Source organism: Rhodoferax sp. SPJ4, from assembly GCF_058216275.1.
In genome coordinates this window covers 172011-198764 of record NZ_JBYZMN010000003.1, presented here as the reverse complement: position 1 = coordinate 198764, position 26754 = coordinate 172011, and the positions used below count along the sequence as shown (strand labels likewise).

26 protein-coding genes are annotated in these 26754 nt (G+C 65.9%); 17 read left to right on the top strand and 9 right to left on the bottom strand.

Going from position 1 to position 26754, the window contains the following annotated elements; translation table 11 throughout:
* Positions 1–16 precede the first annotated feature (16 nt).
* From metW to AC4BAR_RS12100, 4 genes are all read right to left on the bottom strand, one after another.
* Entirely contained in the window at positions 17–601 is a 585-nt protein-coding gene (gene metW, locus AC4BAR_RS12115; RefSeq protein WP_490628122.1) for a methionine biosynthesis protein MetW, read from the bottom strand.
* Complete coding sequence (gene metX / locus AC4BAR_RS12110) at positions 598–1734, bottom strand: homoserine O-succinyltransferase MetX (RefSeq protein WP_490628121.1); 1137 nt, start codon at positions 1732–1734, stop codon at positions 598–600. The genes metW and metX overlap by 4 nt, the downstream gene beginning before the upstream one ends.
* A gap of 153 nt (positions 1735–1887) precedes the next feature.
* The gene (locus tag AC4BAR_RS12105; protein WP_490628120.1) at positions 1888–2466 is read right to left on the bottom strand and encodes a TMEM165/GDT1 family protein; all 579 of its coding nucleotides are present in this window, start codon (positions 2464–2466) and stop codon (positions 1888–1890) included.
* Positions 2467–2579: 113 nt separating this feature from the next.
* The gene (locus AC4BAR_RS12100; protein WP_490628119.1) at positions 2580–3218 is read right to left on the bottom strand and encodes a response regulator; all 639 of its coding nucleotides are present in this window, start codon (positions 3216–3218) and stop codon (positions 2580–2582) included.
* Positions 3219–3578: 360 nt separating this feature from the next.
* Here AC4BAR_RS12100 and AC4BAR_RS12095 point away from each other — a divergent pair, with 360 nt between their 5' ends.
* Together AC4BAR_RS12095 and AC4BAR_RS12090 are read left to right on the top strand one after the other, a co-directional pair.
* Entirely contained in the window at positions 3579–4040 is a 462-nt protein-coding gene (locus AC4BAR_RS12095; protein ID WP_490628118.1) for a helix-turn-helix domain-containing protein, read from the top strand.
* A 192-nt stretch (positions 4041–4232) separates the two neighbouring features.
* Complete coding sequence (locus AC4BAR_RS12090; protein WP_490628117.1) at positions 4233–5435, top strand: ammonium transporter; 1203 nt, start codon at positions 4233–4235, stop codon at positions 5433–5435.
* Between the two features lie 16 nt (positions 5436–5451).
* On the opposite strand, the gene argC is transcribed toward AC4BAR_RS12090, so the two are convergent.
* Positions 5452–6384 carry an N-acetyl-gamma-glutamyl-phosphate reductase gene (gene argC / locus AC4BAR_RS12085; RefSeq protein ID WP_490628116.1) on the bottom strand — a complete coding sequence of 311 codons (933 nt, stop codon included), beginning with the start codon at positions 6382–6384 and terminating at the stop codon, positions 5452–5454.
* Between the two features lie 77 nt (positions 6385–6461).
* Here argC and sucC point away from each other — a divergent pair, with 77 nt between their 5' ends.
* From sucC to AC4BAR_RS12030, 11 genes are all read left to right on the top strand, one after another.
* Complete coding sequence (gene sucC, locus AC4BAR_RS12080; protein ID WP_490628320.1) at positions 6462–7745, top strand: ADP-forming succinate--CoA ligase subunit beta; 1284 nt, start codon at positions 6462–6464, stop codon at positions 7743–7745.
* 4 nt (positions 7746–7749) lie between these two features.
* Positions 7750–8643, top strand: a complete 894-nt coding sequence (gene sucD, locus AC4BAR_RS12075; RefSeq protein ID WP_490628115.1) for a succinate--CoA ligase subunit alpha — start codon at positions 7750–7752, stop codon at positions 8641–8643.
* A gap of 104 nt (positions 8644–8747) precedes the next feature.
* Positions 8748–9452 (top strand): TerC family protein, encoded by a 705-nt coding sequence (locus AC4BAR_RS12070; protein ID WP_490628114.1) that lies wholly within the window; start codon positions 8748–8750, stop codon positions 9450–9452.
* A complete protein-coding gene (locus AC4BAR_RS12065) occupies positions 9452–10228 on the top strand; it encodes a Stp1/IreP family PP2C-type Ser/Thr phosphatase (RefSeq protein WP_490628113.1) in 777 nt (258 codons plus the stop codon). Before AC4BAR_RS12070 ends, AC4BAR_RS12065 begins: the two co-directional genes overlap by 1 nt.
* A gap of 63 nt (positions 10229–10291) precedes the next feature.
* On the top strand, positions 10292–10858 hold the full coding sequence (locus AC4BAR_RS12060) for an FHA domain-containing protein (protein WP_490628112.1): 567 nt from the start codon (positions 10292–10294) through the stop codon (positions 10856–10858).
* A 16-nt stretch (positions 10859–10874) separates the two neighbouring features.
* The gene (locus tag AC4BAR_RS12055) at positions 10875–13124 is read left to right on the top strand and encodes a CHASE2 domain-containing protein (protein WP_490628111.1); all 2250 of its coding nucleotides are present in this window, start codon (positions 10875–10877) and stop codon (positions 13122–13124) included.
* A 10-nt stretch (positions 13125–13134) separates the two neighbouring features.
* Positions 13135–13926, top strand: coding sequence for a 3',5'-cyclic-nucleotide phosphodiesterase (locus AC4BAR_RS12050; protein WP_490628110.1), 792 nt, complete (start codon positions 13135–13137; stop codon positions 13924–13926).
* A gap of 8 nt (positions 13927–13934) precedes the next feature.
* Positions 13935–16337, top strand: coding sequence for a GspE/PulE family protein (locus tag AC4BAR_RS12045; protein WP_490628109.1), 2403 nt, complete (start codon positions 13935–13937; stop codon positions 16335–16337).
* 196 nt (positions 16338–16533) lie between these two features.
* Positions 16534–17013, top strand: a complete 480-nt coding sequence (locus AC4BAR_RS12040) for a pilin (RefSeq protein WP_490628108.1) — start codon at positions 16534–16536, stop codon at positions 17011–17013.
* Between the two features lie 96 nt (positions 17014–17109).
* Entirely contained in the window at positions 17110–18798 is a 1689-nt protein-coding gene (locus AC4BAR_RS12035) for a PglL family O-oligosaccharyltransferase (protein WP_490628107.1), read from the top strand.
* A 35-nt stretch (positions 18799–18833) separates the two neighbouring features.
* On the top strand, positions 18834–20474 hold the full coding sequence (locus AC4BAR_RS12030; protein ID WP_490628106.1) for a PglL family O-oligosaccharyltransferase: 1641 nt from the start codon (positions 18834–18836) through the stop codon (positions 20472–20474).
* Positions 20475–20488: 14 nt separating this feature from the next.
* Here AC4BAR_RS12030 and moaC read toward each other — a convergent pair whose 3' ends face one another.
* Positions 20489–20965, bottom strand: a complete 477-nt coding sequence (gene moaC, locus AC4BAR_RS12025) for a cyclic pyranopterin monophosphate synthase MoaC (protein ID WP_490628105.1) — start codon at positions 20963–20965, stop codon at positions 20489–20491.
* A 64-nt stretch (positions 20966–21029) separates the two neighbouring features.
* Here moaC and tfpZ point away from each other — a divergent pair, with 64 nt between their 5' ends.
* Together tfpZ and AC4BAR_RS12015 are read left to right on the top strand one after the other, a co-directional pair.
* Positions 21030–21788 (top strand): TfpX/TfpZ family type IV pilin accessory protein, encoded by a 759-nt coding sequence (gene tfpZ / locus AC4BAR_RS12020; RefSeq protein WP_490628104.1) that lies wholly within the window; start codon positions 21030–21032, stop codon positions 21786–21788.
* Positions 21785–23416, top strand: coding sequence for a M48 family metalloprotease (locus tag AC4BAR_RS12015; protein WP_490628103.1), 1632 nt, complete (start codon positions 21785–21787; stop codon positions 23414–23416). Before tfpZ ends, AC4BAR_RS12015 begins: the two co-directional genes overlap by 4 nt.
* On the opposite strand, the gene AC4BAR_RS12010 is transcribed toward AC4BAR_RS12015, so the two are convergent.
* Entirely contained in the window at positions 23387–23737 is a 351-nt protein-coding gene (locus tag AC4BAR_RS12010; RefSeq protein WP_490628102.1) for a phage holin family protein, read from the bottom strand. The two genes, AC4BAR_RS12015 and AC4BAR_RS12010, sit on opposite strands and share 30 nt — an antisense overlap.
* Before the next feature lie 109 nt (positions 23738–23846).
* Between AC4BAR_RS12010 and AC4BAR_RS12005 the strand changes: the two genes are divergently transcribed.
* Entirely contained in the window at positions 23847–24266 is a 420-nt protein-coding gene (locus AC4BAR_RS12005; protein ID WP_490628101.1) for a DUF3717 domain-containing protein, read from the top strand.
* The gene (locus tag AC4BAR_RS12000; protein ID WP_490628100.1) at positions 24263–24562 is read left to right on the top strand and encodes a putative signal transducing protein; all 300 of its coding nucleotides are present in this window, start codon (positions 24263–24265) and stop codon (positions 24560–24562) included. Before AC4BAR_RS12005 ends, AC4BAR_RS12000 begins: the two co-directional genes overlap by 4 nt.
* 16 nt (positions 24563–24578) lie before the next feature.
* Here the strand turns inward: AC4BAR_RS12000 and AC4BAR_RS11995 are convergent, their stop codons facing one another.
* Both AC4BAR_RS11995 and purB read right to left on the bottom strand, forming a co-directional pair.
* Entirely contained in the window at positions 24579–25139 is a 561-nt protein-coding gene (locus AC4BAR_RS11995) for a YaeQ family protein (RefSeq protein WP_490628099.1), read from the bottom strand.
* 167 nt (positions 25140–25306) lie between these two features.
* Positions 25307–26686, bottom strand: coding sequence for an adenylosuccinate lyase (gene purB, locus AC4BAR_RS11990; protein WP_490628098.1), 1380 nt, complete (start codon positions 26684–26686; stop codon positions 25307–25309).
* Positions 26687–26754 lie beyond the last annotated feature (68 nt).

Here is a 26754-nt window from a genome sequence, read left to right as displayed (position 1 = left end):
GAGGCGCTGGCCGGCCTCAGGCCTTTTGAACCTTGAACACCGCGGTGCCGGCCAGCGCGTTGGGCCAGAGCCGCACCTCGCGGCCGTCCTGCAGGCCATGGGCGTCCAGAATGCGCAGGCCGTTTTTCTGGGCCAGGGCCTCGAAATCACGGAAGGTGCCGACCCGGATGTTGGGCGTGTCGTACCACTGGTAGGGCAGGCGCTTGGTCACCGGCATGCGGCCGCGCAGCACCGCCAGGCGGTTGGGCCAGTGGCCGAAATTGGGGAAGGCGACGATGCCGATGCGGCCCACGCGGGCGGTTTCCACCAGCATGGTTTCGGCGTTGCGCAGGTGTTGCAAGGTGTCGATCTGCAGCACCACGTCGAAGGAATGGTCGTCGAACATCGACAGCCCGGCCTCCAGGTTGAGCTGCAGCACATTGACGCGGCGGTTCACACAACCCAGCACATTGCCGTCGGCCAACTCCACCCCGTAGCCGGTGCAGCCGCGGGTGGTTTGCAAATGGGCCAGCAGTTCGCCGTTGCCGCAGCCCAGGTCCAGCACCCGCGAACCCGCCGGCACCAGCCGGGCGATGGCTTCCATCATGGCGCGGTCGGTCATGCGGTCTCCCCGGTGGCCAGGCCGGCACCGACCTCGCGCTCAAAGTAGCTGCGCACCAGCGACAAATAGCGCGGATCGTCCAGCAAAAAGGCGTCGTGGCCGTGCGGCGCGTCGATCTCGGCGTAGCTGACGTCGTGCCGGTTGTCGAGCAGCGCCTTGACGATTTCCCGGCTGCGGGCCGGCGAAAAGCGCCAGTCGGTGCTGAAGCTCACCAGCAGGAACTTGGCCTGCGCCACCGCCAGCGCCCGGCTCAGGTCGCCGCCATGGGCGCGGGCCGGGTCGAAATAGTCCAGCGCCCGGGTGATCAGCAAATAGGTGTTGGCGTCGAAGTACTCGCTGAATTTGTCGCCCTGGTAGCGCAGGTAGCTTTCGATCTGGAATTCGACGTCCTGGGTGGTGTACTTCACCAGGCCGTCACGCAATTGCCTGCCGAACTTCTCGTTCATCACATCGTCGCTGAGGTAGGTGATGTGGCCGATCATGCGGGCGATGCGCAGGCCGCGTTTGGGCACGGCGCCGTGGCGGTAGAAATGGCCGCCATGGAAGTCGGGGTCGGTCACGATGGCGCGGCGGGCCACCTCGTTGAAGGCGATGTTCTCGGCGTTCAGGTTGGGCGCGCTGGCCACCACCACCGCGTGGCGCACCCGTTCAGGGTATTGCAGTGTCCAGGACAGCGCCTGCATGCCACCCAGGCTGCCGCCCATCACCGCGGCCAGGGTCTGGATGCCCAGCCGGTCCAGCAGCCGGGCCTGGGCATTGACCCAGTCTTCCACCGTGACCACGGGGAAGTCGGCGCCATAAACCTCCCCGGTGTCCGGGTGGGTGTGCATCGGGCCGGTGGAGCCGAAGCAGGAGCCCAGGTTGTTGACGCCGATGACAAAGAAGCGGTTGGTGTCGACCGACTTGCCCGGCCCCACCATGTTGCTCCACCAGCCCTCGCTTTTGGGCTGGTTGGCGTACTCGCCGGCCACATGGTGCGAGGCGTTGAGCGCGTGGCAAACCAGCACCGCGTTGGAGCGGTCGGCATTGAGCTGGCCATAAGTCTCGTAGGCCAGTTCGTAGCTGCGCACCGAGGCCCCGCTCTGCAGCGGCAGCGGCTCGGCAAAATGCATCGATTGAGGTGTGGCAAACATGAAAAAACCCGGCATCGCTGAAGGCGGGGCCGGGTGGGTGGGGTGGCGACCGTCTTTAGCTGAATTTCTAAAGCGCCCGCAAGCTGGAGCAAATCGGCGCGTGGGGGAAGTATATAGGCTGCCATCCGGGCGGGGAATGGCCGGCGGGCCTGGTCAGAGGCCGAACCGGGCGCCAGCGCCCAGCAAGGTGGCCAGGCCCATCAGCGCAAAGATGGCGGCGGCGATGCCGTGCACCAGCCGCATCGGGATCTTGGCAGCGAACCGGTCGCCAACAAACACCGCCGGCACGTCGGCGATCAGCATGCCCAGCGTGGTGCCGGCCACCACCAACCAGGGGTTGGGGTAATGGGCGGCCATGGCCACGGTGGCGAGTTGGGTTTTGTCGCCCATCTCGGCCAGAAAAAAGGTGACCAGCGTGGCGCCAAACACGCCCAGCTTGTGGGCCACCTGGGTTTCTTCTTCCTCGATCTTGTCGGGAATCAGCGTCCACACCGCCATGCCGAGGAAAGACGCGCCCAGCACCCAGCGCAGCAGCTCTGGACTGACCGCTGCCGTGATCCAGGCCCCCAGAGCGCCGGCCAGGCCGTGGTTGGCCAGCGTGGCGACCAGGATGCCGGCAATGATGGGCCAGGGCTTTTTGAAGCGGGCGGCGAGTATGAAGGCCAGCAGCTGGGTTTTGTCGCCGATTTCGGCGAGGGCCACCACGCTGGTCGAGACCAGAAGTGTTTCCATGAGGGGGTGAGAAAGCTGCGCAGGGTCGGCGCTGACCGCGGTCGCCGTGGGAAACCGGCGAGCCGATTATCGGGCGGCGCGGCTGAAGGGCGGCTGAAGCCGCCTGCCCTAGCTCAGACCTTGAAACCCAGCCGGGCGGTCTTGAACACCGCCTCGGTGCGGCTGTCCACGTCCAGCATGCGGTAGGCGGTGGACAAATGGGACTTGACGGTGCATTCGGCGATGTTGAGTTCGCGGGCAATCACCTTGTTGGGCTTGCCCTGCACCACCTTCATCAACACCTCGCGCTGGCGCCGGGTCAGCATGGCCAGGCCGCCCGAGGCAGCGGCGTTGCTGGCGGCCTCCGACTCCACTTCGTCCCGGCCGCCCGGCAGCATATGGGCGGGCAGGTAGATGCCGCCGGCCAGGATCAGCTGGATGGCGGCCAGCAGCACCTGCGGCGTGGACGACTTGGGCACATAGCCCATGGCGCCGGCGTCAATGGCCGCCTGGATGGTGGTCGGGCTCTCGTCGCCCGAGACGATGACCACCGGCACCCCTTCGCGGTGAGTGCGCAGCGTCATCAGGCCTTCCAGCCCCTGGGTGTTGGGCAGGTGCAGGTCCAGCAGCACCAGGTCGACATGGTCGGGATGCCGGATGGCCTCTTCCACCGAGCCCACGGCCGCCACTCGCACCGTGGCATCCAGCTCCATCAACAGGAACTGCAGGCTCTGCGAGAACAGCGGGTGGTCGTCAATCAACAGAATCTGCATCGTTTCTCCGTGCCCCCCATGCACCATGGGCGGCGATGCTTCGATTGTGCGGACCCCGCAGGGCGCTTGGCAAGGGAAATCGGGGGACAAAAAGAGTGCTTAAGTATGCAATCAACAGCGATAAACTGGCAAATGACACCTTTAGGTTACATATTTTCCTTGTCAGCTTCGGGATGACCCGAGGTGTTGTCTTTTGCTGCCGACGCGTCGCCAGGCTTGCCACTGGAAGCCAGCGGCCCTAGGGTGTAGGCTGCGTCAGGCAAGGTTCACGATGGGCCGCGTAAAAGCGTCCAGTCGGTCGGTCTCAAGACCCGCGGTTCAAAGCGGTGACAATGCGGTTTCGTTGAGGGAGTTTGTGTCATGGCCAACATTGCATCGGTGCTGAAAGAAGAAATCACGCGAATCGTCCGCAAGGAGGTGCGACGTGAAACCGAGGCCTTGCAGGCGCGAGGGGTGTCGCAGCGCAAGGAGTTGGCGGGGCTCAAACGCCAGCTGGCCGCCTTGGAAAAGCAGCTGCGCGCGCCAGCCGGCAAGGCGCCTCGGCCTGGTGCCGCCCCGCCGGCCGACGATGCCCAGCCCTCACGCCGCTTCAGTGCGGCGCGCCTGGTGGCCCAGCGCAAGCGGCTGGGCCTGTCGGCCGAGGCCTTTGGCTTGCTGCTGGGCGTGTCCAACCAGTCGGTTTACAAATGGGAGGCCGGCAAGGCCAGACCCAGGGCGGCCCAGCTGGAGTCCATCGCGGCGGTGCGGGGCCTGAGCAAGCGGCAAGCGGCCGACAAGCTGGCGGCCCTGCAAGGCGGGCCAGCCCCGGCTCCTGAGGCCTGAGCCCGCGCCGCATGGCGCCTTGGGCGCCCAAGATGGTGCTCATCTCTGACCAAAAACGGGCGTCTTGCTGGAAAAGTGCACCGAAATCGTCGATCCGCACGAATTTGGCGCGCTTTTTGCTTAACTTCGGTGCAGTGCGGTTGATTTGGGTAATTTCGCACCAAACACGCGCATTATTCGGAGTAAAGCCTCATGGATGCACTGAAACAGGGCTCAGACGCCTTGTTCATCTTGTTGGGCGGCATCATGGTCTTGGCCATGCATGCCGGGTTTGCCTTTTTGGAGCTGGGCACGGTTCGCAAGAAAAACCAGGTCAATGCGCTGGTCAAGATCCTGGTGGACTTTTCGGTCTCCACCGTGGTCTATTTTGTGGTGGGCTACAGCGTGGCCTATGGCACCAGCTTCTTTGTGGGCGCCGAGGTGCTGGCGGCCAAGAACGGCTACGAGCTGGTCAAGTTCTTCTTTCTGCTGACCTTTGCGGCGGCCATTCCCGCCATCATCTCGGGCGGCATTGCCGAACGGGCCCGTTTCGGGCCGCAGCTGATCGCCACCGCGGTGGTCGTGGGGCTGGCGTATCCGTTTTTTGAAGGCATCGTCTGGAACCAGCATTTCGGCGTGCAGGCCTGGATCAAGGCGCTGACCGGCGAGGAATTCCATGATTTTGCCGGCTCCATCGTGGTGCATGCGGTGGGCGGTTGGATCGCCTTGCCGGCGGTGCTGCTGCTGGGCGCACGCAGCAACCGCTACCGCAAGGACGGCGCCATCTCGGCCCACCCGCCGTCCAACATCCCCTTTTTGGCGCTGGGCGCGTGGATTTTGACGGTGGGCTGGTTTGGCTTCAACGTGATGAGCGCCCAGACCATCGACAAGATTTCCGGCCTGGTGGCGGTGAACTCGCTGATGGCCATGGTAGGCGGCACGCTGGTGGCGCTGGCGCTGGGCAAGAACGACCCGGGCTTTGTGCACAACGGCCCGCTGGCCGGCTTGGTGGCGGTGTGTGCCGGCTCCGACCTGATGCACCCGCTGGGCGCGCTGGTGGTGGGTGCGGTGGCCGGCGCCATCTTCGTGGTGATGTTCACGCTGACGCAGAACCGCTGGAAGATCGACGATGTGCTGGGTGTGTGGCCGCTGCACGGCCTGTGTGGCGCCTGGGGCGGCCTGGCCGCCGGCATCTTCGGTGCCAAGGCCCTGGGCGGCCTGGGCGGCGTGGCCTTCAGCGCCCAGCTGATCGGCAGCCTGATGGGCGTGGGCTGGGCGCTGCTCAGCGGGGCGGTGATTTATGGCCTCCTGAAGTTCAGCATGGGCCTGCGGCTGACCCAGGAAGAAGAGTACGAGGGCGCCGACCTGTCCATCCACCGCATCGGCGCCACCGCCGACCGCGACGCCAACTGGTGATGGGCCCGGCGGCGCCTCAGGCGCCGTCCATGCCCAGCATCAGCATCAGGTTTTGCACCGCAGCGCCGCTGGCGCCCTTGCCCAGGTTGTCGAGCCGGGCAAACAACACCGCATGGCGGTGCTCGGCGTTGCCGAACACCCGCAATTCCATCTTGTTGGTGTCGTTCAGCGCGGTGGCGTCCAGCTTGCCGTTCTCGGCGGCCGGCTCCACCGTCACCCAGCGGCTGCCGGCGTAATGCGCGGCCAACGCCTGCTGCAGGGCGGCGGCTGTGGGCTGGCCGGGCAATTGGTCCAGGTGCAGCGGCAGTTGCACCAGCATGCCCTGGCGGAAATTGCCCACCGAGGGCACAAACAGCGGCCGGCGGCTCAGGCCGGTGTAGCGCATGATTTCCGGCAGGTGCTTGTGCTGCAGCGTCAGCGCGTAGGCTTCGAACAACGGCGCCTCGCCGCGTTCATAGGCCTCGATCATGGCCCGGCCGCCGCCTGAATAGCCGCTGACCGAGGGCAGGGCGAGCGGGAAATCGGCCGGAATCAGGCCCGCGTCCACCAAGGGACGCAGCAACGCAATGGCCCCGGTGGCGTAGCAGCCCGGGTTGGCCACCCGGCTGGCACTGGCCACAGCTGCCTTTTGGCCAGCCGCGAGTTCGGGAAAACCGTAAACCCAACCCGGCGCGGTGCGGTGGGCGGTGGAGGCGTCGATGATTTTGGGGCCGGGCCGGCCGGTCTGGCGGGCCACGTCGTCGATCAAGGCGACCGACGCCACCGCCGCATCGTCGTGCAGACACAACACCACCAGGTCCACACCGGCCACCAGTTCGCGCTTGGCGGCCGGGTCTTTGCGGCGCTCGGGCGCAATGCTCACCAGCTCGATGCCGGGCAGCGTCTGCAGGCGTTCGCGTATCTGTAAGCCGGTGGTGCCGGCCTCGCCGTCAATGAAAATTTTGGCCATGGGGAGTCCGCGGAGCGCCGTCAGTTTGGGTTCAGTGGGGTTTATATAATTATGTATTACACAAATGCGGTCGCCGTATTTGTGCAGCGCATCATGATACAGTTTGCGCGGCTTCATGCCCGTGTCCTGTCTGTCCGGCCGGTTCCAACCGACGCCGCGCGACCACGCAACCATTCGACGCCACCGAAAGAGGCCCCATGAAAATTCACGAATACCAAGGCAAGGACATCTTGCGTCAGTTTGGCGTGCCAGTGCCACGCGGCATTGCCGCGTTCACGGTGCAGGAGGCGGTGGAGGCCGCGCAGAAACTGGGCGGCCCGGTTTGGGTGGTCAAGGCCCAGATCCACGCCGGCGGCCGCGGCAAGGGCGGTGGCGTCAAGGTGGCCAAGAGCATTGACGACGTCAAGCGCCTGGCCGGTGACATCCTGGGCATGCAGCTCAAGACCCACCAGACCGGCCCCGAAGGCCAGAAGGTGCGTCGCCTCTACATCGAAGACGGCGCCGACATCAACAAAGAGTATTACGTCTCCATCGTGACCGACCGCGCCACGCAGAAGCTGGCCTTCATTGCGTCCAGCGAAGGCGGCATGGACATCGAGGAAGTGGCGCATTCCACCCCCGAGAAGATCATCACCGAGTTCATCGACCCGCTGACCGGTCTGGGTGCCGAGCAGGCCAAGAAGATTTCGGACGCCATCGGCATGCCGGCCGACTCCACCGCGCAAGCCGTGGACATCTTCCAGAAGCTCTACAAGTGCTACATGGACACCGACGCGTCGCTGGTGGAAATCAACCCGCTGAACCGCAACAGCAAGGGCGAAGTGATGGCGCTGGACGCCAAGTTCAACTTCGATTCCAACGCGCTGTTCCGCCACCCCGAGATCGTGGCCTTCCGCGACCTGGACGAAGAAGACCCGGCCGAAGTCGAAGCCAGCAAGTTTGATTTGGCCTACATCAGCCTGGACGGCAACATCGGCTGCCTGGTCAACGGTGCCGGTCTGGCCATGGCCACCATGGACACCATCAAGCTGTTCGGCGCCGAGCCGGCCAACTTCCTCGACGTGGGCGGCGGCGCCACCCCGGAGAAGGTCACCGAAGCCTTCAAGATCATGCTGAAGAACCCCAAGGTCAAGGCCATCCTGGTCAACATCTTCGGCGGCATCATGAAGTGCGACACCATCGCCACCGGCGTCATCACCGCCTGCAAGGCCACCAACCTGAACGTGCCGCTGGTCGTGCGCATGAAGGGCACCAACGAAGACCTCGGCAAGAAGATGCTGGCCGACTCCGGTCTGCCCATCATTGCCGTGGACACCATGGCAGAAGCCGCCCAAGCGGCCGTCAAAGCGGTGAAAGGTTAATCACATGTCGATCTACATCAACAAAAACACCAAGGTCATCACCCAGGGCATCACCGGCAAGACCGGTCAGTTCCACACCGAAAAGTGCCAGGAATACGCCAACGGCAAGAACTGCTTTGTCGCCGGTGTGAACCCGAAGAAGGCCGGTGAGTCCATCTTCAACATCCCGATCTACGCCTCGGTGAAGGAAGCCGCGTCCGAAACCGGCGCCACCGTGTCGGTGATCTACGTGCCGCCCGCAGGCGCTGCCGCCGCGATCTGGGAAGCCGTTGAGGCCGACCTCGATCTGGCGATCTGCATCACCGAAGGCATCCCGGTACGCGACATGCTGGAAGTGCGCAACCGCATGAAGGCCAAGGAAGCCGCCGGCGGCAAGAAGACCCTGCTGCTGGGCCCCAACTGCCCTGGCCTGATCACGCCCGACGAGATCAAGATCGGCATCATGCCCGGCCACATCCACCGCAAGGGCCGCATCGGCGTGGTCTCGCGCTCCGGCACGCTGACCTACGAAGCGGTGGCCCAGCTCACCGAAATCGGCCTGGGCCAGTCCAGCGCCGTCGGCATCGGTGGTGACCCGATCAATGGCCTGAAGCACATCGACGTGATGAAGGCCTTCAACGACGACCCCGACACCGATGCCGTCATCATGATCGGTGAAATCGGTGGCCCGGACGAAGCCGAAGCCGCCCGCTGGTGCAAGGCCAACATGAAGAAGCCCATCGTCGGCTTCATCGCCGGTGTGACCGCCCCCCCGGGCAAGCGCATGGGCCATGCCGGTGCGCTGATCTCTGGCGGCGCCGACACGGCCGATGCCAAGCTCGCCATCATGGAAGAGTGTGGTTTCACCGTGACCCGCAACCCGTCGGAAATGGCCAAGCTGCTCAAGGCATTGCTCTGATTGGCAAGCGGGGCGGTGGCCTTCGGGCGCCGCTGCGCGGGTCACCGACCAAAGGCCGATTGTCTTGACCGACAATCGGCCTTTGTCGTTTTGACAGGACACCGATGGAAGAATTTCTGAGCGCGGGATTCTGGGTTGCCGTGGGCCAGATCATCCTGATCGACATCGTGCTCGGCGGCGACAACGCCGTGGTCATCGCGCTGGCCTGCCGCAACCTGCCGCCGGCCCAACGCACCCGGGGCATTGTGCTGGGCACGGCCGGCGCCATCGTGCTGCGGGTGGTGCTGATCGCCTTTGCGCTGGCGCTGCTGGCCATTCCCTACCTGAAGCTGGCCGGCGCGGTGCTGCTGGTGTGGATAGGTGTCAAGCTGTTCCAGCACGAGGACGAGGGCGACCATGCCGTGGGCTCCAGCGACAAGCTGTGGAGCGCGGTGCGCACCGTCATCGTGGCCGACCTGGTGATGAGCGTCGACAACGTCATCGCGATTGCTGGCGCGGCCCATGGCGCGGGCCAGCACCAACTGCTGCTGGTGATCTTCGGCCTGCTGGTCAGCATTCCCATCATCGTCGGCGGCAGCCAGCTGGTGCTGACGCTGATGAACCGTTTCCCGGTGGTCATCACGCTGGGCGCCATGCTGCTGGGCTGGATTGCCGGCCAGATGGCGGTGACCGATCCGGCCGTCCGACCGCTGCTGCCGGCCGACAAGGCCTGGGAGTACGCCGCGGCCGCGGTGGGGGCTGTGCTGGTGCTGGCCCTGGGCTGGTGGGTGCAGCGCCGGAGCGAGGCGGCGGCGGCCGGAACCCCCTGATGCCCGGCCTGTTTTTTGCCCTGTCCGACCGCGGGCAACTGCGGGAGAACAACGAGGACGCGGTGCTGGTTGATGCCGACACCGGGCTGGCGGTGCTGGCCGATGGCATGGGTGGCTACAGCGCCGGTGAGGTGGCCAGCGGCATGGCGATCTCGCTGATTGGCGCCGAAATGGCGCGCTGGGCGATGCGACCCGACGGTGGGCCCGCTGCTGGCGGCGACGCCGTCCTGCTGCCGGTGGCGCGCACGGTGGCCCAGGCGGTGGACAACGCCAACCTGACCATCTGGTCGGCCGCCCAGGTCCATGCCGAGTACCACCAGATGGGCACCACCGTGGTGGTGGCCCAGTTCCTGCCGGACTGCCTGGTGCTGGCCCATGTGGGCGATTCCCGGGCCTACCGCTTGCGCGACGGCGAGTTCCGCCAACTGACCCGCGACCACTCGCTGCTGCAGGAGCAACTCGATGCCGGCCTGATCAGCGCCGAAGAGGCAGCGCTGTCGCCGCAGCGCAACCTGCTGACCCGGGCCCTGGGCGTGATGGCCACGGTGGAGGTGGAGGTCCATGTGCACCCGGTGACGCCTGACGACCTGTTTCTGCTGTGTTCAGATGGCCTGACCGACATGCTGGCCGACGCCGAACTGGCCGAGTTGCTGGCCGCTCCCGGTGGGCTTGAGCAAAAAGCCACAGCCCTGGTGGCGGCGGCCAACGCACGCGGCGGGCGCGACAATATTTCGGTGATACTGGCAGCACCGTCACCGGCCACCCCCCGGGTTTGACGCCCACCGGCCGGGTTTGACCCTGGCGATTTGCCACCGATTTTTCGCCCACGGGAGCTTTGCATGACCAGATTGATCGTCTCGCTCGATGGAGCGGTCATCAAGGACATGCCGGTCTCCAAGGACCGCATCACCGTGGGCCGGCGTCCCTACAACGACATCGTGATCGACCACCTGGCCGTGAGTGGCGAGCACGCCGCCTTTCTGCGCGAAGACGACGGTCTGTACATCGAAGACCTGCACAGCACCAACGGCACCCGCGTCAACGGCGAGGCCATCATCCGGCAGCGGCTGCAGTCCCACGACACGGTGGAAATTGGCAAGTTCCGCGTCCGGCTGGCCGACGACGTCGACCATTCCCCGGTGGATTTGGCCCCGGCCTCCCTGAAGATCCTCAGCGGCCCCGCCAAGGGGCGGGAGCTGGCACTCACCAAGGACAGCACCACCATCGGCAAGGCCGGCGAGTCGGTGGCCACGCTCACGCGCGGGGCGGCGGGCCACACGCTGGCGCATTTGTCCGGGCCGGAGCGCTTCCGCGTCAATGGCCGGGAGCTGGGCGCGACGCCGGTGACGTTGCAGCACGGGGACCTGCTGGAACTGGGCAGCACCCAGATGCAGTTCGTGCGCTGAGCCGGCACCGCAGGCCATGCAGGGCGTGAGACGACACTGGCCCCGGGTGGCCGTGACCCTGATCCCGCTGCTGCTGGCGCTGTTCCACGCCATGGGCCTGCAGCGCCTGGACGTGCTGGACCGGCTGGATGCCATCATTTACGACGCCCGGCTGCGTGCCACCGCCCCCCACACCCTGGACGAGCGCATCGTCATCGTCGACATCGACGAGAAAAGCCTGGCTGAGGTGGGTCGCTGGCCCTGGGGCCGCAACTGGCTGGCCTCGCTGGTCAAGGAGCTGATGAACCGTCAGCAGGCGGCGGTGGTGGGTTTCGACGTGGTGTTTGCCGAGGCCGATGAAAGTTCCGGCCTCAAACAGCTGCGCCAGCTGGCCCAGGGTGATTTGCGCGAGGAGCCCAAATTCATCGAGCAGGTGGGCCGCATGGCGCCCATCCTGGACTACGACGCCGCCTTCGCCAACGCGCTGCGTGACAAGCCGGTGGTGCTGGGCTATTACCTCAGCCGCGAGCGCGAGGCCCGCACCAGCGGCGCCCTGCCGGCCCCGGTGTTTGATGCGTCGCTGCTGCAGGGCCGGCCCGCGGGCGGCTTCACCCAGTGGACCGGCTATGGCGCCAACCTGGAGCTGCTGGCCGAGGCGGCGCCGCGGGCCGGCTTCTTCAATTCCATCACCGACCCTGACGGCGTGGTGCGCTCGGTGCCGCTGGTGGCGGAGCTGGGCGGTCGGCACTACGAGGCGCTGTCGCTGGCGGTCTACCGGGCGCTGGTGGGCCACCCGGCGGTGCGGCCCGGTTTTGCCGGCGACGCCCAGCCCGGCTCGGGCGCGCCCATGGACCGCATCGTGCTGCAACTGGGCGAGCGCCGGCTGGACATCCCGGTCGACGACCGGGCCGCGCTGCGCGTGCCCTTCCGCGGCCCCGGCGGGGTGAGCGGCGGCTCGTTCCGCTATGTGTCGGCGGCCGACCTGCTGGCCGGGCGGGTGCCGGCCAAGGCCTTGTTGGGCAAGATCGTGCTGGTGGGCACCACCGCCCCCGGCCTGCTGGACCTGCGGGTCACGCCGGTGGGTGAAACCTACCCCGGGGTGGAAACCCATGCCAATGTGATTTCGGGCCTGCTGGACCACCGCCTGCTGGTCCGTCCCGACTACGCGGTGGGCTACGAGGTGCTGGTGCTGGTGCTGGCCGGGTTGACGCTGGTGGTGGCGTTGCCGCTGCTCACCGCGGCCAGTGCGGTGGTGCTCAGCCTGGGGGTGCTGGCCTCGGTGGTGGGGCTGAACGTGGCGCTCTACCTGGGCGGCGGGCTGGTGTTGCCGCTGGCCGCGGCGGTGGCCATGGTGCTGATGGCCTTTGCGCTGAACATGAGCTACGGCTATTTTGTGGAAAGCCGCTCCAAGCGCGAGCTGGCCCAGCTGTTCGGCACCTATGTGCCGCCCGAGCTGGTCAACGAGATGCTGCAGCACCCCGACAACTACAGCATGCAGGCCACTAGCAAGGAAATGACGGTGATGTTCTGCGACATGCGCGGCTTCACCCAGATGTCGGAAGAAATGGAGCCCACCGCGCTGCAGGCCTTGCTCAACGGCGTGTTCAGTCAGCTCACCGACGTGATCCGGGCCCACCGCGGCACCATCGACAAATACATGGGCGACTGCGTCATGGCCTTCTGGGGCGCGCCGGTGGACACGCCCGACCATGCCCGGCTGGCGGTGCGCGCCGCACTGCAGATGGACCAGGCCATCCGCCAGATCAACGACGGCCTGCGCCGCCGCGGCCTGCCCGGCGTGGGGGTGGGCATCGGCATCAACACCGGCGTGATGTGTGTCGGCGACATGGGCTCCTACGTGCGGCGCAGTTACACCGTGATCGGCGACGCCGTCAACCTGGCGGCGCGGCTGGAGGGGCTGTCCAAGTCCTACGGGGTGGACATCGTGGCCAGCGACGCCACCCGCCGCGCCGCGCCCGACTTCGCCTGGCTGGAGCTGGACCGGGTGCGTGTCCATGGCCGGGCCCATGCGGTCACGGTCTACAGCCCGCTGGCCGACCCGCTGGCCGGCGACGCGGTGCCCACGGCTGAGTTGGCGGCCTGGGCCCGCCTGCTGGCCGCTTACCGGGCCCAGGACTGGCCCGCCTGTGACGCCGTGTTGCACGAATTGCGGCAATTCGGCACAAAAATAAACCTGCTGCAGGTCTACACTGGCCGCGTCGCTGCCCGCCGTCTGCAACCCGCAGAGCTGGGCTGGGATGCCACCACCAACCTGGACGTCAAGTAGGGCCTGAGGGATGAAGCTGCGCGTGCTCGGGTGCTCCGGTGCCATTGCCAAAGACTGCCGGACCACCGCGTTCCTGCTCGACAGCGACCTGCTGGTGGACGCCGGCACCGGCGTGGGTGACCTCACGCTGGAGGAGATGCGCGCCATCGACCATGTGTTTCTCACCCACGCCCACCTTGACCATGTGGCCGCGCTGCCGTTGATGGTGGACGCGGTGGCCGCCCAGCGCGACAAGCCCCTGCAGGTGTACGCCCTGCCTGGCACCATCGCCGCGCTCAAGGCCCATTTGTTCAACAACGTCATCTGGCCCGATTTTTCCGTCCTGCCCAGCACCGAGGCGCCCTTCATCACGCTGCTGCCCATCGAGGTGGGGCAGGTGCTGCAGATCGGGCGCAAGGCCATCGAGGTCTTGCCGGCGGTGCACACCGTGCCGGCGGTGGCCTATGCGGTGAGCGGCGGCGGGCCGCATTGGGTGTTTTCCGGCGACACCGGGCGCAACCCGGCCTTCTGGGACCGCGTCAACCAGCTGGAGGTGGGCATGCTGGTGGTGGAAACCGCGTTCAGCAGCCGTGAGGCCGAGCTGGCCGAGCGCAGCCAGCACCTGTCGCCGCAGTCGCTGGCCGAAGAGCTGGACCGCATCGACGCCGGCCGGCGTTACCCCATTTACATTACCCACACCAAGCCGGCCGAAACCGAGCTGATCATGCGGGAGATTGCCCAATTCGACCCGGTGGCGCGCCCGAGTGGTGCGGTCGCCCACGACATCCGCTGGCTGCGTGCCGGCCAGGAGTTTGCCCTGTGAACGCTGTGATGAAACCGACCTCTGAACTGATGGCCACCCAGGCCTTCCAGGCCGCGCAGATGCTGCCCCCCGAAAAACGCGATGCGGCCTTTGAGGCCATGTTCTACCGCCAGCTGCAGCATGTCACCGCCGCCATCCACGAAACCGAAAACCTCGACCAGCTGATGCTGGAGGCCAGCGCCGACATCTGCCGCGTGCTCAACGCCGACCGGCTCACGCTGTACGCGGTGGCCGATGAAAAGGACTACATCGTCTCCAAGGTCAAGACCGGCCTCAACACCAGCCAGGAACTGCGCCTGCCCATCGACACGCAAAGCATCGCCGGCTACGTGGCGCTGCACCAGCAGCCGCTGAACATCGCCGACGTGTACGACGAGGTCGCGCTGAAGGCCATCCACCGCGACCTGACCTTTCTGCGCGAGGTCGATCGCCGTTCCGGCTACCGCACCAAACAGATGCTGGTCTTCCCCATTCTGGACGGCCGCACGCTGTTCGGCGTGCTGCAGGTCATCAACACCCGCAACGACCTGCCTTTCGGCCCGCTGGAACTCGAAGGCGTGGCCGAGCTGTGCAAAACCCTGGCCATTGCCATCCGCCAGCGCGCCGAGCGGGCCGCCGAGGCCAAGCGCCGCCGCCCCACCAAGTACGACGGCCTGGTGAATGACGGGGTGCTGCTGGCCGAGGAGCTGGAGCGTTGCACCCAGGGCGCGCGCGAACGCGGCCTCACCGTGGAACACATGCTGACGGCGCAGTACCAGGTGCGGCCGGCGCAGATCGGCCCCTCGCTGGCGCGCTTTTTTGGGGTGCCCTACGAGCCCTTCATGGCCGGACGGCTCAGCATTCCCCCCATCCATGGCGCGATCAAGCGCGAGTTTGCGCAGCGCCAGGGCTGGGTGCCGCTGGAAGAAACACCCAATGGCCTGGTGGTGATGTGCCTGGACCCCGAGGCCACCCGGGCCTCGCGCATGCTGCCGCAGGTCTATCCGCGCATCGGCCGTTTTCTGTACCGCGTCACCACCCAGGCCGAGTTTGACGAAACCCTGAGCCAGCTGCTGGGCGACGGCGGGGCCGACGGCAGCATCGACAAGATGCTGGCCGACATGGACATGCCGCTCGACGAAGACGCGGCCGAAGACTATTCGGCCTCTGCCGCGTCCGACAACGAACTGGTGAAGTTCGTCAACAAGGTCATCGTGGACGCGGTGCGCCAGAAGGCCTCCGACATCCACATCGAGCCACTGCCCGGCAAGGCCAAAACCGGCATCCGCTTTCGTATCGACGGCACGCTGCTGCCCTACATCGAGGTGCCGGCGCAGTTCCGCTCGGCCATGATCACCCGGCTCAAGATCATGTGCGACCTCGACATTTCCGAGCGCCGCAAGCCGCAAGACGGCAAGATCAAGTTCAAGAAGTTCGGCCCGCTCGACATCGAGCTGCGGGTGGCCACCATTCCCTCCACCGGCGGCGTGGAAGACGTGGTGATGCGCGTGCTGACCAGCGGCGAGCCCATCCCCATGGACCAGCTGGGCCTGTCGCCGCACAACATGGCGCGGGTGCGCCGCACCATCGAAAAGCCCTATGGCTTGTTTTACGTGTGCGGCCCCACCGGCTCCGGCAAAACCACCACGCTGCACAGCGTGCTGAGCCACCTCAACCGGCCCGATACCAAGATCTGGACGGTCGAAGACCCGGTGGAAATCACCCAGAAGGGCCTGCGCCAGGTGCAGGTGAACCGCAAGGCCGGCATCGACTTCGCGATGGTGATGCGCGCCTTTCTGCGCGCCGACCCCGACATCATCATGGTGGGCGAGTCGCGTGACCGCGAAACCGTGGCCATGGGCGTGGAGGCCTCGCTCACCGGCCACCTGGTGTTTTCCACGCTGCACACCAACTCGGCGCCCGAGTCCATCACCCGCTTGCTCGACATGGGCATGGACCCCTTCAACTTTGCCGACGCGCTCTTGGGTGTGCTGGCCCAGCGCCTGGCCAAAAAGTTGTGCGCCTGCAAACAGGCCTACACCCCCGACGCGGCCGAACTGGACCGCTTCGTGCACGAGTACGCCGAAGAGCTGCGCCCCACCCCCGCCTGGACAGTGGACCCGGAAGGCGAAGAGCGCAAGCTGCGCGCCTCGTGGGATGCTGCCTACAGCCAGGGCAAACCCTTGCAGTTTTACCGCGCGGTGGGCTGCGACCAATGCAGCCAGACCGGTTACAAGGGCCGAGTGGGCCTGCACGAACTGTTGATCAACGACGACACCATCAAGCAACTGGTGCAGGAACGCGCCCGCGTGACGCTGATCTTCGCCGCCGCGGTGGAGTCGGGCATGCGCACGCTGAAGATGGACGGCATGGAGAAGGTGATGCTGGGGCTGACCGATTTGAAACAGGTGCGGTCGGTGTGCATCAAGTGAGGCCGGGCATGTCGGGTGACAAATGGGGCTCACCCTTGTCCACCCGCTGCAGCAGCTGACAAAATTGTCAAACTTTGACGCGGCTTTGTAAGCCAAGTGGGTGGGTTTTTGGGGGTAATCCCGCTGCCCGCCCGTGGCATGGAACCTGCATAGTCACCGGGTCCATTCACCGGATCAACCAAAAGGAGTTATCTCAATGCAACTGAAGCGTTCCATCCAAAAGGGTTTCACCCTGATCGAACTGATGATCGTCGTGGCGATTATCGGCATTCTGGCTGCCGTGGCCCTGCCCGCGTACCAAGACTACACCGTCCGTGCCAAGGTGTCGGAACTGGTGCTGGCTGCGTCGTCGGCCAAGACCAACATTGCCGAAGCTGCTCAGGTGCTCGGCGCTATGCCAAATCCTACAAGCGTCTCCTTCAGCGTGGATACTCAGCTTGGGAAATACACCTCAGGCGTAACATATGACTATAAAGACGCTTCAACTGCTTATGTGACCGTGACAGCAAGCACGGTTGAGCCGAAAATTTCCGGCGCTGCTCTCCAGCTCGCAGGTTCTTTGCAAACAAATGGTCAGGTGGTTTGGGTTTGCGGCCCTGTCACTGCCAGCAACCCCACTACATTCCAGACGGCGATTGTTTCCAAGTATCTGCCGGCAAGCTGCAAGGGCGTCTGATTCTGTCGGAATCTTGACAGCACTGCTGCAAAAGCCCCTTCGGGGGCTTTTTTATTTTCTCGAATCACTTACCCGCAAACCGCGCTTGCGATTTTCATGTCCATTCTTTGGTTGACTTTCTGGATCATTGCCCTCGCGGTGACTTGGTTGGTGCCCAACCATTTTCCGCCCTGGAGCACCTTTCACACCGATGCCTGGGTGGCTGTGGTGTCGTTGCTGGGTGCGTCGGCGGTGGTGTTCAGGGGGCGGCAGCAGCCATTGATCTGGCCCTTGTTTGCCTGGGCGGCGCTGTCACTGGCCGTTGTGCCATGGCTTCAGTGGGCTACAGGCTTGCTTTTTTTTGCTGGGCAGGCCTGGATGTCATCGGCCTACCTGCTGGGACTGACCTTGGCGGTTGTGGTGGGTTTCCGCTGGGAGCGCGACATTCCCGGCCAAGCAGGCTCGGCCGTTTTGGCTGCGGCGGCCATTGCAGGGGTGGCCTCTGTGGGTTTGCAGCTTCTCACTTGGCTGGGGTTGCACAGCACCGATGTCACCAGCATTTGGTCCATGGGCTTGGTGGGTGACCGCCCTTATGCCAATGTCGGCCAGCCCAATTTGCTCGCGTCACTCCTGTTGTGGGGTGTGTTGGCAGCGTTAATGGGTTACCAATATGGGGCTTTGCGCGGGTTGGTTGCTGTGCTGCTGGCAGCGTTTCTATTGGTTGGCTTGGCGCTGACCCAGTCCCGCTCTGGCCAGCTTTCCTTAACTCTTATCTTGGTCGCCCTGTGGCTGTGGCGGGGCCAATGGCGCTCCCGCGCGTTGCCTTGGGTGGCTATTGGATTGTACGTAGCCTTCTGGATGTTGCTGGTCTTTTTGCCCGAGGTGACACGTTTTCTTCTGGTAGCTGAGCCCGACAGCTACCTTCGGGGTGTCAGCACCGGGGAGGCTAGGCTCGCTGCATGGCGGGTGCTGGTGACCGCAACGCTGGAGCGACCCCTGTGGGGTTATGGCTTGACCGAGGTTGCTCATGCGCAGCTTCAGATGGCAGAGAGGTTCCCTGCGCTGGGAACCGTGTTTGGTCACTCCCATAACCTGTTTCTCGATTTTTTCTTGTGGCTGGGCCTGCCTCTGGGCCTGGCGTTGACGGTCTTCGTGTGCTGGTGGGTGCTTGCTACGGCCCGGGCACTGCGGACTAATCCGCAGCGCATCACTTTCTTGGCGGTGGGGGTATTGGGCGTGCATGCAATGCTGGAACTGCCCTTACACCACGCTTTCTTTCTTATTCCCACTGGGCTGCTGGTGGGCGTATTGAGCGCCTGCCACGACAACAAACGGCAACTGCAGTCCCCATGGTGGAGCTTGGTGGTCCTGTGGTTGGTGGCTGCAGCGGCAGTGACCGTCACTGTCAGGGACTATTTCCGAGTGGAGTCCTCCTTTTATGCGCTGCGCTTTGAAAAAGCCCGCATCAAATTGCCCGAAAACGGCATTGGAAAGCCGCCCGATGTGTGGGCGTTGACGCACATGAAAGCGTTGATTTGGGCAGAGCGCTACGAACCCAAGCCCGGTGCAACGGCGGAAGAACTTCAGGCGCTGGATGCATTGGCCCGGCGGTTTCCCAGCCCGGGACCGATTTACCGGGTTGCCAAGACATACTCCTTGAATGAACGCCCTGTTGAGGCCACTGAGTGGCTGGGCAAACTTTGCAAATTTGCCGATGAGCGTGGCTGTGTGCTGTTGAAGGCACTTTGGAAACAGGAGTCCGAAAACAACCCCGGCATGGCCGCTGTAGTGTGGCCCAAGGACTAGGGTGCCGTCGCGCTATGCGTGATCCGAAGGTGTCCATGCCAGCCGCGCGCGGCTTGGCCATGGGATGGCTGGTGGCCTTGCCTTGGCTGGCGCCCTGGGCTCCCGGCCCCAGCGCGGCGGTTGTCCCATTGCTGCTGAGCATCGCCTGCGCCGCGATGCTGTGTGCCTGCTGCGCTTGGGAGGTTGCTGAAGCGCCTCTCCAACCCGTCGCCCTGATTGCCGCCGTCGGGCTGGCTTGGGCCCTGATGGGGCTGAACGCCGCCATCGGGTTGCCTGCCCACGAGGGCGCGGGTTTACTGGCGGCGCTGGCGGTGGGCGGGGTGTGTGCTTGGGGTGTCGCCCATTCCTCGGCCACGCTGCCCCGGGTGGTGGCCTGGGGCTGGCTGGCGGCCGCGCTGCTCAGCACGGCCATGGGCCTGCTGCAGTATTTCCACTTCGAGGCCCCGCTGTTCCCCTGGGTCAATCTGTCCATCGCAGGGGAGGCTTTCGCCAACCTGCGCCAGCGCAACCAGTTTGCCACCCTCACCACGCTGGGGCTGGTGGCGCTGCTGTTTCTGAGTGCGCCTGGCGGGCGATGGCGTGTCGCTCTGCCGGTGGCGGTGCTGCTGGCGCTGGGCACGGCCGCGTCAGCCTCGCGCACTGGCTTGTTGCAACTGTTATGTCTCGTGCTGCTGGCCTTGTGGTGGCAACGCTCCTGGCGCGCCCCGGCGGTGCGGCTGATGCTGCTGGCGCTGGTGGTGTACGTGCTGGCAGCGCTGGCCTTGCCCGAGCTGCTGGCGGCCATCGGGCGCGGCCACGCGCCCAGCGTGTTCACCCGCCTCTCGCAAGACCTGGGTTGCAGCAGCCGGGGGGTGTTGTGGGCCAATGTGCTGCACCTGATCGCCCAGCACCCGCTGGCCGGCTGGGGTTGGGGTGAGCTGGACCACGCCCACTACATGACGCTGTACGACGGGCCGCGTTTTTGCGACATCCTCGACAACGCACACAACCTGCCGCTGCACCTGGCGGTGGAACTGGGCCTGCCGGTCACCGCCCTGCTGCTGGCCGCTCTGGCTTGGGCGGTGTGGCGGGCGCGGCCCTGGCGCGAGGACGATCCGCAGCGCCAGCTGGCCTGGGCGGTGTTGCTGGTGATTGGCCTGCACAGCCTGCTGGAATACCCGCTGTGGTACGGGCCCTTCCAGATGGCGGCCGGGCTGGCGGTGGGGATGCTGTGGCCGCGCGCGCAAGCGCCGGCCAGTCCGGTGCTGGCTGTGCCGCGCACCGCGCCGCTGTGGGTGGCCTTGGCCCTGCTGGCCTGCACGGCCTATGCCGCCTGGGACTACCACCGCATCGGCCAGATCTACAAACCGCTGGAACAGCGCGACCCGGCCTACCGCGACGACGCCATGGCCCATGCCCGGGCCTCCTGGCTGTTTCGCAACCCGGTGGCTTTTGCCGACCTCAGCACCACGCCGTTGACCCGGGCCAACGCGGCCGAGCAGCATCGCCTGGCCGGCGAGATGCTGCACTATTCACCCGAGCCCCGGGTGATCGAAAAACGCATTGAAAGTGCGGTGATGCTGGGCCTGGACGACGACGCCATCGCACACATGGCGCGTTATCGGGCGGCTTTCCCCAAGGCCTATGCGGCCTGGTTGCCCAGCCGCAAGAGGCCTACCGAGCCGGAACCTGAATGACGGGGGTGAACCGCTCAGCGGTTCACAAAACTGCCCGACTTGCCGCCGTGCTTTTCTTCGAGCCGGATGTCGGTGAGCGTCATGCCGCGGTCCACCGCCTTGCACATGTCGTAAATCGTCAGCAGCGCCACACTGCAGGCGCTCAGGGCTTCCATCTCCACCCCGGTGGGGCCCACGGTTTCCACGGTGGCGGTGCAGTGCACGGCCGACTGTTCATGGTTCAACTGGAAGTCAATCGCCACCCGGGTGATTGCCAGCGGGTGGCACAGCGGAATCAGGTCGCTGGTTTTTTTGGCGGCCTGGATGCCGGCGATGCGGGCAATGCCCAGCACATCGCCCTTCTTGGCGGTGCCGCCTTCGATCAGCGCCAGCGTGGCGGGCAGCATCACGATGCGGCCAGTCACCACCGCGATGCGGTGGGTGGCGGCTTTGCCGCCCACGTCCACCATGTGGGCCAGGCCCTGGCTGTCAAAATGGGTGAGAGTGCTCATGGTTGAAAAATCCGGGGCAAAAGCCATTTACATGACAGTGACAATTTCCAACGATCATAGAGCCATGTTCTCCTGGAAAGACAGGCTGCGCGCCGCGGCCATCCACCTCCTCCTCAGTCTCGGCGTCGCCGCGCTGGCCGCTGGCCTGGTGTTCGGCCTGTGGTACCCGCCGCCCTACACCGAACTGGCCGATGGGCGCGAGCTGTTCCTGCTGGTGGTGGCGGTGGACGTGGTGATGGGCCCGCTGATCACCTTTGCCATCTTCAACCGCGCCAAGCCCTGGCCCAAACTGCGGCTGGACCTGGCGGTGGTGGGTCTGCTGCAGCTGGCCGCGCTCAGCTATGGACTGTGGACGGTGGCGGTGGCCCGACCGGTGCACCTGGTGTTTGAATACGACCGCTTCCGGGTGGTGCATGCGATTGAACTGTCCGATCAGGCGCTGGCCAAGGCCCCCCAGGGCATCGTTGCCTTGCCGCTGACCGGGCCCACGCTGCTGTCGCTGCGACCTTTCAAGGACGCGATCGAAAAGTCCAATGCCACGCTGGCGGCATTGGCCGGTGACGGCTTGAGCGCCCAGCCCGCGTTGTGGCAGTCCTACGAGGCGGCCCGCGCCGAGGTGCTGAAAGAGGCCAAGCCGGTGGCGGCGCTGCGCCAGCGCCTGCCGGCCCAGGCCGCGGTGATCGACGCCGCGGTGGCCGCCACCGGCAAGCCGGTGGACCGGCTGGTGTACCTGCCCCTGGTGGGCCGCAAGCTGTTCTGGACCGCCTTGCTCGACGCCAGCACCGCGCAGGTGCTGGGCTACGCGGCGGTGGACTCGTTTTGACCACACTCACACCACCCCGTCGCCTGCTGCCCGGTCTTTTGGCTGCGCTGCTGGCCGTCGGGGTTATCGCACCCACGCCGCTGGCCTGGGCGCAGTTGCCCAGCCTGGGCGACGGGGCCGAGATGACCACCAGCACCGAGCGCCGGCTGGGTGACCGCATCGCCCGCGAGATCTACCGCGACCCCGACTACCTGGACGACCCACTGCTGGTGGAGTACGTGCGCGAAATCTGGCTGGCGCTGATGGCCTCGGCCCGCGGCCGCGGCGAGCTGGTGCCCGAACTGGACGAGCGCTTTGCCTGGGAAATTGTGCTCAACCGCGAGCGCAGCATCAACGCCTTTGCGCTGCCCGGCGGCTACATGGGCGTCAACCTGGGGCTGATGGGCCTGGTGGCCAGCCGCGACGAACTGGCGGCGGTGATGGGCCATGAGCTCAGCCACATCACCCAGCGCCACATCTCCCGGCTGATCGCCAAGGACAAGCAGCAGATGCCGCTGGTGCTGGCTGCCATCTTGCTGGGGGTGCTGGCCGGGCGCAAGAACCCCGACGCTGGCAACGCTGCCATTGCCGGAGGGCAGGCACTGGCCATCCAGAACCAGCTGAATTTCTCGCGCGACATGGAGCGCGAGGCCGACCGCATCGGCTACGGCGTGATGACCGGTGCCGGCTTCGAGCCGCAGGGCTTTGCCAGCATGTTCGAAAAGCTGCAGCAGGCCAACCGCCTCAACGACAACGGCGCCTTTCCCTATTTGCGCAGCCACCCGCTGACCACCGAGCGCATCGCCGAGGCCCAGTCCCGGATGCAGCTGCAAACCCCCACGCCGCGCCGCACCACCGCCGATTTGCCGCATGGCATGTTGTCGGCCCGGGCCCGGGTGCTGGCCGACCCCTCGGTGGACGCCTTGCGTGCTTGGGTGGCCGAGGCCAATGCCCTGCCGGCTGCCGCGCCTGCCGTGGCGGCCAGCAATGGCAAAACCGCCAACGGCGCCGCGGCCCTGCAGCTGGTGGCGCGCAAGGTGGGGGTGTTGTACGCCGGCGCCTACAGTGCAGCCAAGCAGCGTGACCCGGCCCAGGCCCGGGCCTTGCTGGCACGGTTGAACGCCGCGGTGGCTGGCGATGCCGAGGCCCAGCGCTTGGCCAACCTGCTGGCGGCGGAAATCGCACTGCTGGAGCGCCGGCCTGCCCAGGCGCTGCCGCTGCTCAACCCTGACGCCAGCGCGGCGAAGGTGGATGCTTCGGCCTTGCAGGCAGGCCGGCCCGAGCTGTTCTTGTGGGCCCAGACCCGGCTGATGTTGGGCACCACCGGCCTGGCCGAGGTCGGCCAGCGTTTGCAAAGCTGGGTGGCGCTGTACCCGCGCGATGCCCAGGCCTGGCAGTTGCTGTCCTCGGTGGAGTCGGCCCAGGGCCGGCCGGTGCAGGCCGCCCGCGCCAGCGGCGAGGCCAGGGCCGCCCAGTACGACTGGCAGGCCGCCCTCGACCGCTTCCGCGCCGCCCAGGACATGCTGCGCAAGGCCGGCAACAAGCCCGGCGGCAACGACTACATCGAGGCGTCCATCATCGACCTGCGGACCCGCGAGCTGCAGGAGAAGGTGCGCGAATCAGCGCGGGAACAGGCGCTCGAGCGCTGAGTCCAGCACCACGCTGATCAGCGAATACAGCAGCGAGCCGATCAGCGCCGCCACAAAGCCGGTGACCTGAAAGCCCGCCAGCAGGGACGACGCGACCCAGAACATCAGCGCGTTGATGACAAACAGAAACAGCCCCAGCGTGACCAGCGTGACCGGGATCGTCAGCACCACCAGCACCGGCCGCAGCACGGTGTTCAGCAACCCGATGACGAAGGCCGCCACCAGCGCCGAGGTGAAGCTGCTCACCTGCACGCCGCTGTAAAGGTGGGCCACCGCCAGCAACGCCACCGCGCTGAGCAGCCATTTGGCAATCAGTTTCATCGCAAACCTTCCGTGTGGAACACCGAGGCAGGATAGCACTGCAGGCCTGCGGCCATGGTGCTGCGGGGCCATGGCGTGCGCTGTATCATCGGCCTCCCTCACGCACACCATGGCCGGCATCCACATCACCGACATCGAGGCCGCCATCAACCACTGGCGCCACCTCAAACCCTCGCCCGACGGCGTGACGCTGGCGCCCGAGCTGCGTGCGCTGGCCGAGGTGTACGCGCTGCTGGTGTATTTCCACGAAGAGCAGGCCGACGAGCACACGCTGCCCGCCGCCGCCAAGGCCGCCTGGCTGGCCTGGTACGCCACCACACCCGACACGCCCTGCATCGCCATCTGCTCCACCAGCCAGGGCGACGAAACCTGCAAGGGCTGTGGCCGCAGCTTCGGCGAGGTGCAGCTGTGGCCGGAGATGACGCCGGCCGAGAAACGCGCCACCTGGCGCCGCATCACCATGGTCGGCGACGCCTGGCGCTTCAACCGCTACGCGGAACGGGCCGGGCCGACACCCCCCAGCCCATGAAGCGGCTCGCGCAGGCACCCAACATGGCGCTGGCCACGGTGTGGGTGGACTGTTTGCGCGAGGCCGGCATCGATGCCTCGGTGCAGCGCCAATACCTCAGCAGCGTGGCCGGCGAATTGCCGCCCGACCAGTGCCTGCCTGAAATCTGGCTGCGCCATGACGAACAGTTCTCCCGCGCCCGCACCCTGCTGGACGACCTGCAGCAGGTGCCGCAGCGCTTGTGGCGCTGTGCCTGTGGTGAAACGGTGGAAGGCGGCTTCGAGCAGTGCTGGGCCTGCGGGGCGCTGATGCCCTGATTTCAACGATACCGGTTCAGAGCCAGCGCACCGGCTCAATGTCCACCGTGCGTTTGTCGTCGCCCAGGCTCAGCACACCTTCTTGCACCGTGGCCTGCAGCGACATGCTGCGCTGGGCCAGCGCCACCAGGGCCTGCGAGGCCTCGGTGGGGACCCGCCAGACCTGCAGGTTTTGCGGCCGGGTGAGCTTGGTCTGTATGCCGCGCCACCACACCTCGGCAGCATGGTGAAAGCAGTACACCACCACCTGATCGGCCTTGCCGCAGGCCTTGATGACGGGCTTGTCCTCGGGCTGGCCCACCTCCACCCACAGCTTGGTCTGGCCGGTGAAGTCGCGCAGGGACAGGTCGGGGTCGTCCGGGTTGGACAGGCCGGCGCCAAAGGCCAGCGTGCCGTCGCCGTTGCAGACGCTTTGCAACTGGTGGGCGTGCAAGGCCAGCGCCACCAGCCGGATCATCATGCGCTCGTCGGTCTCGCTGGGGTGGCGGGCCAGGGTCAGCGAATGGTCGGCGTAGTAGGCGTGGTCAATGTCGGCGATCTGCAGCGCCGCCTTGAAGATGGTGGATTTGAGGGCCATGGATCAGGGTGCCGCAGCGACGGGTCGCCCCGAGCAAGGCATGGCCCCCTCGGGGCAGAGGGCTGCGGCTCCAAACCTGCCTGCGCAGGTTTGGACAGCTCGATGAGTCGCGGCCTCTGGAAGCGACACGTCCAGCGAACCACACGCAGTGGGGAGCGTGGGGGTCATCACACCCGGCGAGCCAACTCGGCGGCCTTGCCGACGTAGCTGGCAGGCGTCATCGCCAGCAATCGGGCTTTCTCGGTTTCCGGGATCTCCAGCGAACGGATCAGCGCGTGCAGGTCGTCGGCGCAGACGGTCTTGCCGCGGGTGACTTCCTTGAGCTTTTCATAAGCGCCCTGCACACCGAAGCGGCGCATCACGGTCTGGATGGGTTCGGCCAGCACCTCCCACGACGCGTCGAGGTCGGCCGCCAGGGCTTCCTGGTTCAGCTCCAGCTTGTTCAGGCCCACCAGCAGGGCGTTGAAGGCCAGGGTGCTGTAACCCACCGCCACGCCGATGTTGCGCAGCACGGTGGAGTCGGTCAGGTCGCGCTGCCAGCGCGAAATCGGCAGCTTCTCGGCCAGATGGCGCAGCAGCGCGTTGGCCAGACCCAGGTTGCCTTCGGCGTTCTCGAAGTCGATGGGGTTGACCTTGTGGGGCATGGTGGAGCTGCCGATTTCGCCCTCTTTCAGGCGCTGCTTGAAGTAGCCCAGGCTCACATAGCCCCAGATGTCGCGCGACAAATCGATCAGGATGGTGTTGGCGCGGGCCAGCGCGTCAAACAGCTCGGCCATGTAGTCGTGCGGCTCGATCTGGATGCTGTAGGGCTGGAAGTTCAGGCCCAGGCCCAGCGGCTCGGGTGTTTCCACCACTTTGCGGGCAAAGGCTTCCCAGTCAAAGTCAGGCCAGGCGCTCAGGTGGGCGTTGTAGTTGCCCACCGCGCCGTTCATCTTGGCCAGCATGGCCACGCCAGCGATCTGGGTGCGCACGGTCATCAGGCGCACCACCACGTTGGCCATTTCCTTGCCCACGGTGGTGGGGCTGGCGGTCTGGCCATGGGTGCGGCTGAGCATGGCCACGTCGGCATAGCCATGGGCCATTTCGCGCAGCTTGGCAATCACCGCGTCCAGCGCCGGCAGGATGACCTGGCTGCGTGCGGCCTTGAGCTGCAGCGCGTGGCTGGTGTTGTTGATGTCTTCGCTGGTGCAGGCAAAGTGCACGAACTCGGCGGCGGCCAGCAGTTCGGGCCGGGCCTCGAACTTGGACTTGATCCAGTACTCGACCGCCTTGACGTCGTGGTTGGTGGTCTTCTCGATCTCCTTGATGGCCTTGGCATCGGCTTCGGAGAAGTTCTTCACCAGACCCAGCAAGTAAGTGCGTGCTCCGGGGGTGAGTGGCTTGAATTCGGCAAATCCAGCGTCGCTGAGCGTGATGAACCAGGCGATTTCCACCTGAACGCGGCGGTGCATGAAGCCCAGTTCGCTGAGCAGGGGGCGCAAGGCGCTGAGCTTGGCGGCGTAGCGGCCGTCCAGCGGCGACAGCGCGGAAATGGTGGAGAAGGTCATCCTTCAATTGTAGGTTGCGCGCCACGGCGGGCCGCTCGGCCCCGGGCGGCGGTGGGGGGCGTCGATAG

What these genes read in the sequence shown, in the direction of transcription:
- metW (WP_490628122.1), bottom strand. Translation starts at nt 601, where the DNA reads ATGACCGACCGCGCCATGATGGAAGCCATCGCCCGGCTGGTGCCGGCG.
- metX (WP_490628121.1), bottom strand. Translation starts at nt 1,734, where the DNA reads ATGTTTGCCACACCTCAATCGATGCATTTTGCCGAGCCGCTGCCGCTG.
- AC4BAR_RS12105 (WP_490628120.1), bottom strand. Translation starts at nt 2,466, where the DNA reads ATGGAAACACTTCTGGTCTCGACCAGCGTGGTGGCCCTCGCCGAAATC.
- AC4BAR_RS12100 (WP_490628119.1), bottom strand. Translation starts at nt 3,218, where the DNA reads ATGCAGATTCTGTTGATTGACGACCACCCGCTGTTCTCGCAGAGCCTG.
- AC4BAR_RS12095 (WP_490628118.1), top strand. Translation starts at nt 3,579, where the DNA reads ATGGCCAACATTGCATCGGTGCTGAAAGAAGAAATCACGCGAATCGTC.
- AC4BAR_RS12090 (WP_490628117.1), top strand. Translation starts at nt 4,233, where the DNA reads ATGGATGCACTGAAACAGGGCTCAGACGCCTTGTTCATCTTGTTGGGC.
- argC (WP_490628116.1), bottom strand. Translation starts at nt 6,384, where the DNA reads ATGGCCAAAATTTTCATTGACGGCGAGGCCGGCACCACCGGCTTACAG.
- sucD (WP_490628115.1), top strand. Translation starts at nt 7,750, where the DNA reads ATGTCGATCTACATCAACAAAAACACCAAGGTCATCACCCAGGGCATC.
- AC4BAR_RS12070 (WP_490628114.1), top strand. Translation starts at nt 8,748, where the DNA reads ATGGAAGAATTTCTGAGCGCGGGATTCTGGGTTGCCGTGGGCCAGATC.
- AC4BAR_RS12065 (WP_490628113.1), top strand. Translation starts at nt 9,452, where the DNA reads ATGCCCGGCCTGTTTTTTGCCCTGTCCGACCGCGGGCAACTGCGGGAG.
- AC4BAR_RS12060 (WP_490628112.1), top strand. Translation starts at nt 10,292, where the DNA reads ATGACCAGATTGATCGTCTCGCTCGATGGAGCGGTCATCAAGGACATG.
- AC4BAR_RS12055 (WP_490628111.1), top strand. Translation starts at nt 10,875, where the DNA reads ATGCAGGGCGTGAGACGACACTGGCCCCGGGTGGCCGTGACCCTGATC.
- AC4BAR_RS12050 (WP_490628110.1), top strand. Translation starts at nt 13,135, where the DNA reads ATGAAGCTGCGCGTGCTCGGGTGCTCCGGTGCCATTGCCAAAGACTGC.
- AC4BAR_RS12045 (WP_490628109.1), top strand. Translation starts at nt 13,935, where the DNA reads ATGAAACCGACCTCTGAACTGATGGCCACCCAGGCCTTCCAGGCCGCG.
- AC4BAR_RS12040 (WP_490628108.1), top strand. Translation starts at nt 16,534, where the DNA reads ATGCAACTGAAGCGTTCCATCCAAAAGGGTTTCACCCTGATCGAACTG.
- AC4BAR_RS12035 (WP_490628107.1), top strand. Translation starts at nt 17,110, where the DNA reads ATGTCCATTCTTTGGTTGACTTTCTGGATCATTGCCCTCGCGGTGACT.
- AC4BAR_RS12030 (WP_490628106.1), top strand. Translation starts at nt 18,834, where the DNA reads ATGCCAGCCGCGCGCGGCTTGGCCATGGGATGGCTGGTGGCCTTGCCT.
- moaC (WP_490628105.1), bottom strand. Translation starts at nt 20,965, where the DNA reads ATGAGCACTCTCACCCATTTTGACAGCCAGGGCCTGGCCCACATGGTG.
- tfpZ (WP_490628104.1), top strand. Translation starts at nt 21,030, where the DNA reads ATGTTCTCCTGGAAAGACAGGCTGCGCGCCGCGGCCATCCACCTCCTC.
- AC4BAR_RS12010 (WP_490628102.1), bottom strand. Translation starts at nt 23,737, where the DNA reads ATGAAACTGATTGCCAAATGGCTGCTCAGCGCGGTGGCGTTGCTGGCG.
- AC4BAR_RS12005 (WP_490628101.1), top strand. Translation starts at nt 23,847, where the DNA reads ATGGCCGGCATCCACATCACCGACATCGAGGCCGCCATCAACCACTGG.
- AC4BAR_RS12000 (WP_490628100.1), top strand. Translation starts at nt 24,263, where the DNA reads ATGAAGCGGCTCGCGCAGGCACCCAACATGGCGCTGGCCACGGTGTGG.
- AC4BAR_RS11995 (WP_490628099.1), bottom strand. Translation starts at nt 25,139, where the DNA reads ATGGCCCTCAAATCCACCATCTTCAAGGCGGCGCTGCAGATCGCCGAC.
- purB (WP_490628098.1), bottom strand. Translation starts at nt 26,686, where the DNA reads ATGACCTTCTCCACCATTTCCGCGCTGTCGCCGCTGGACGGCCGCTAC.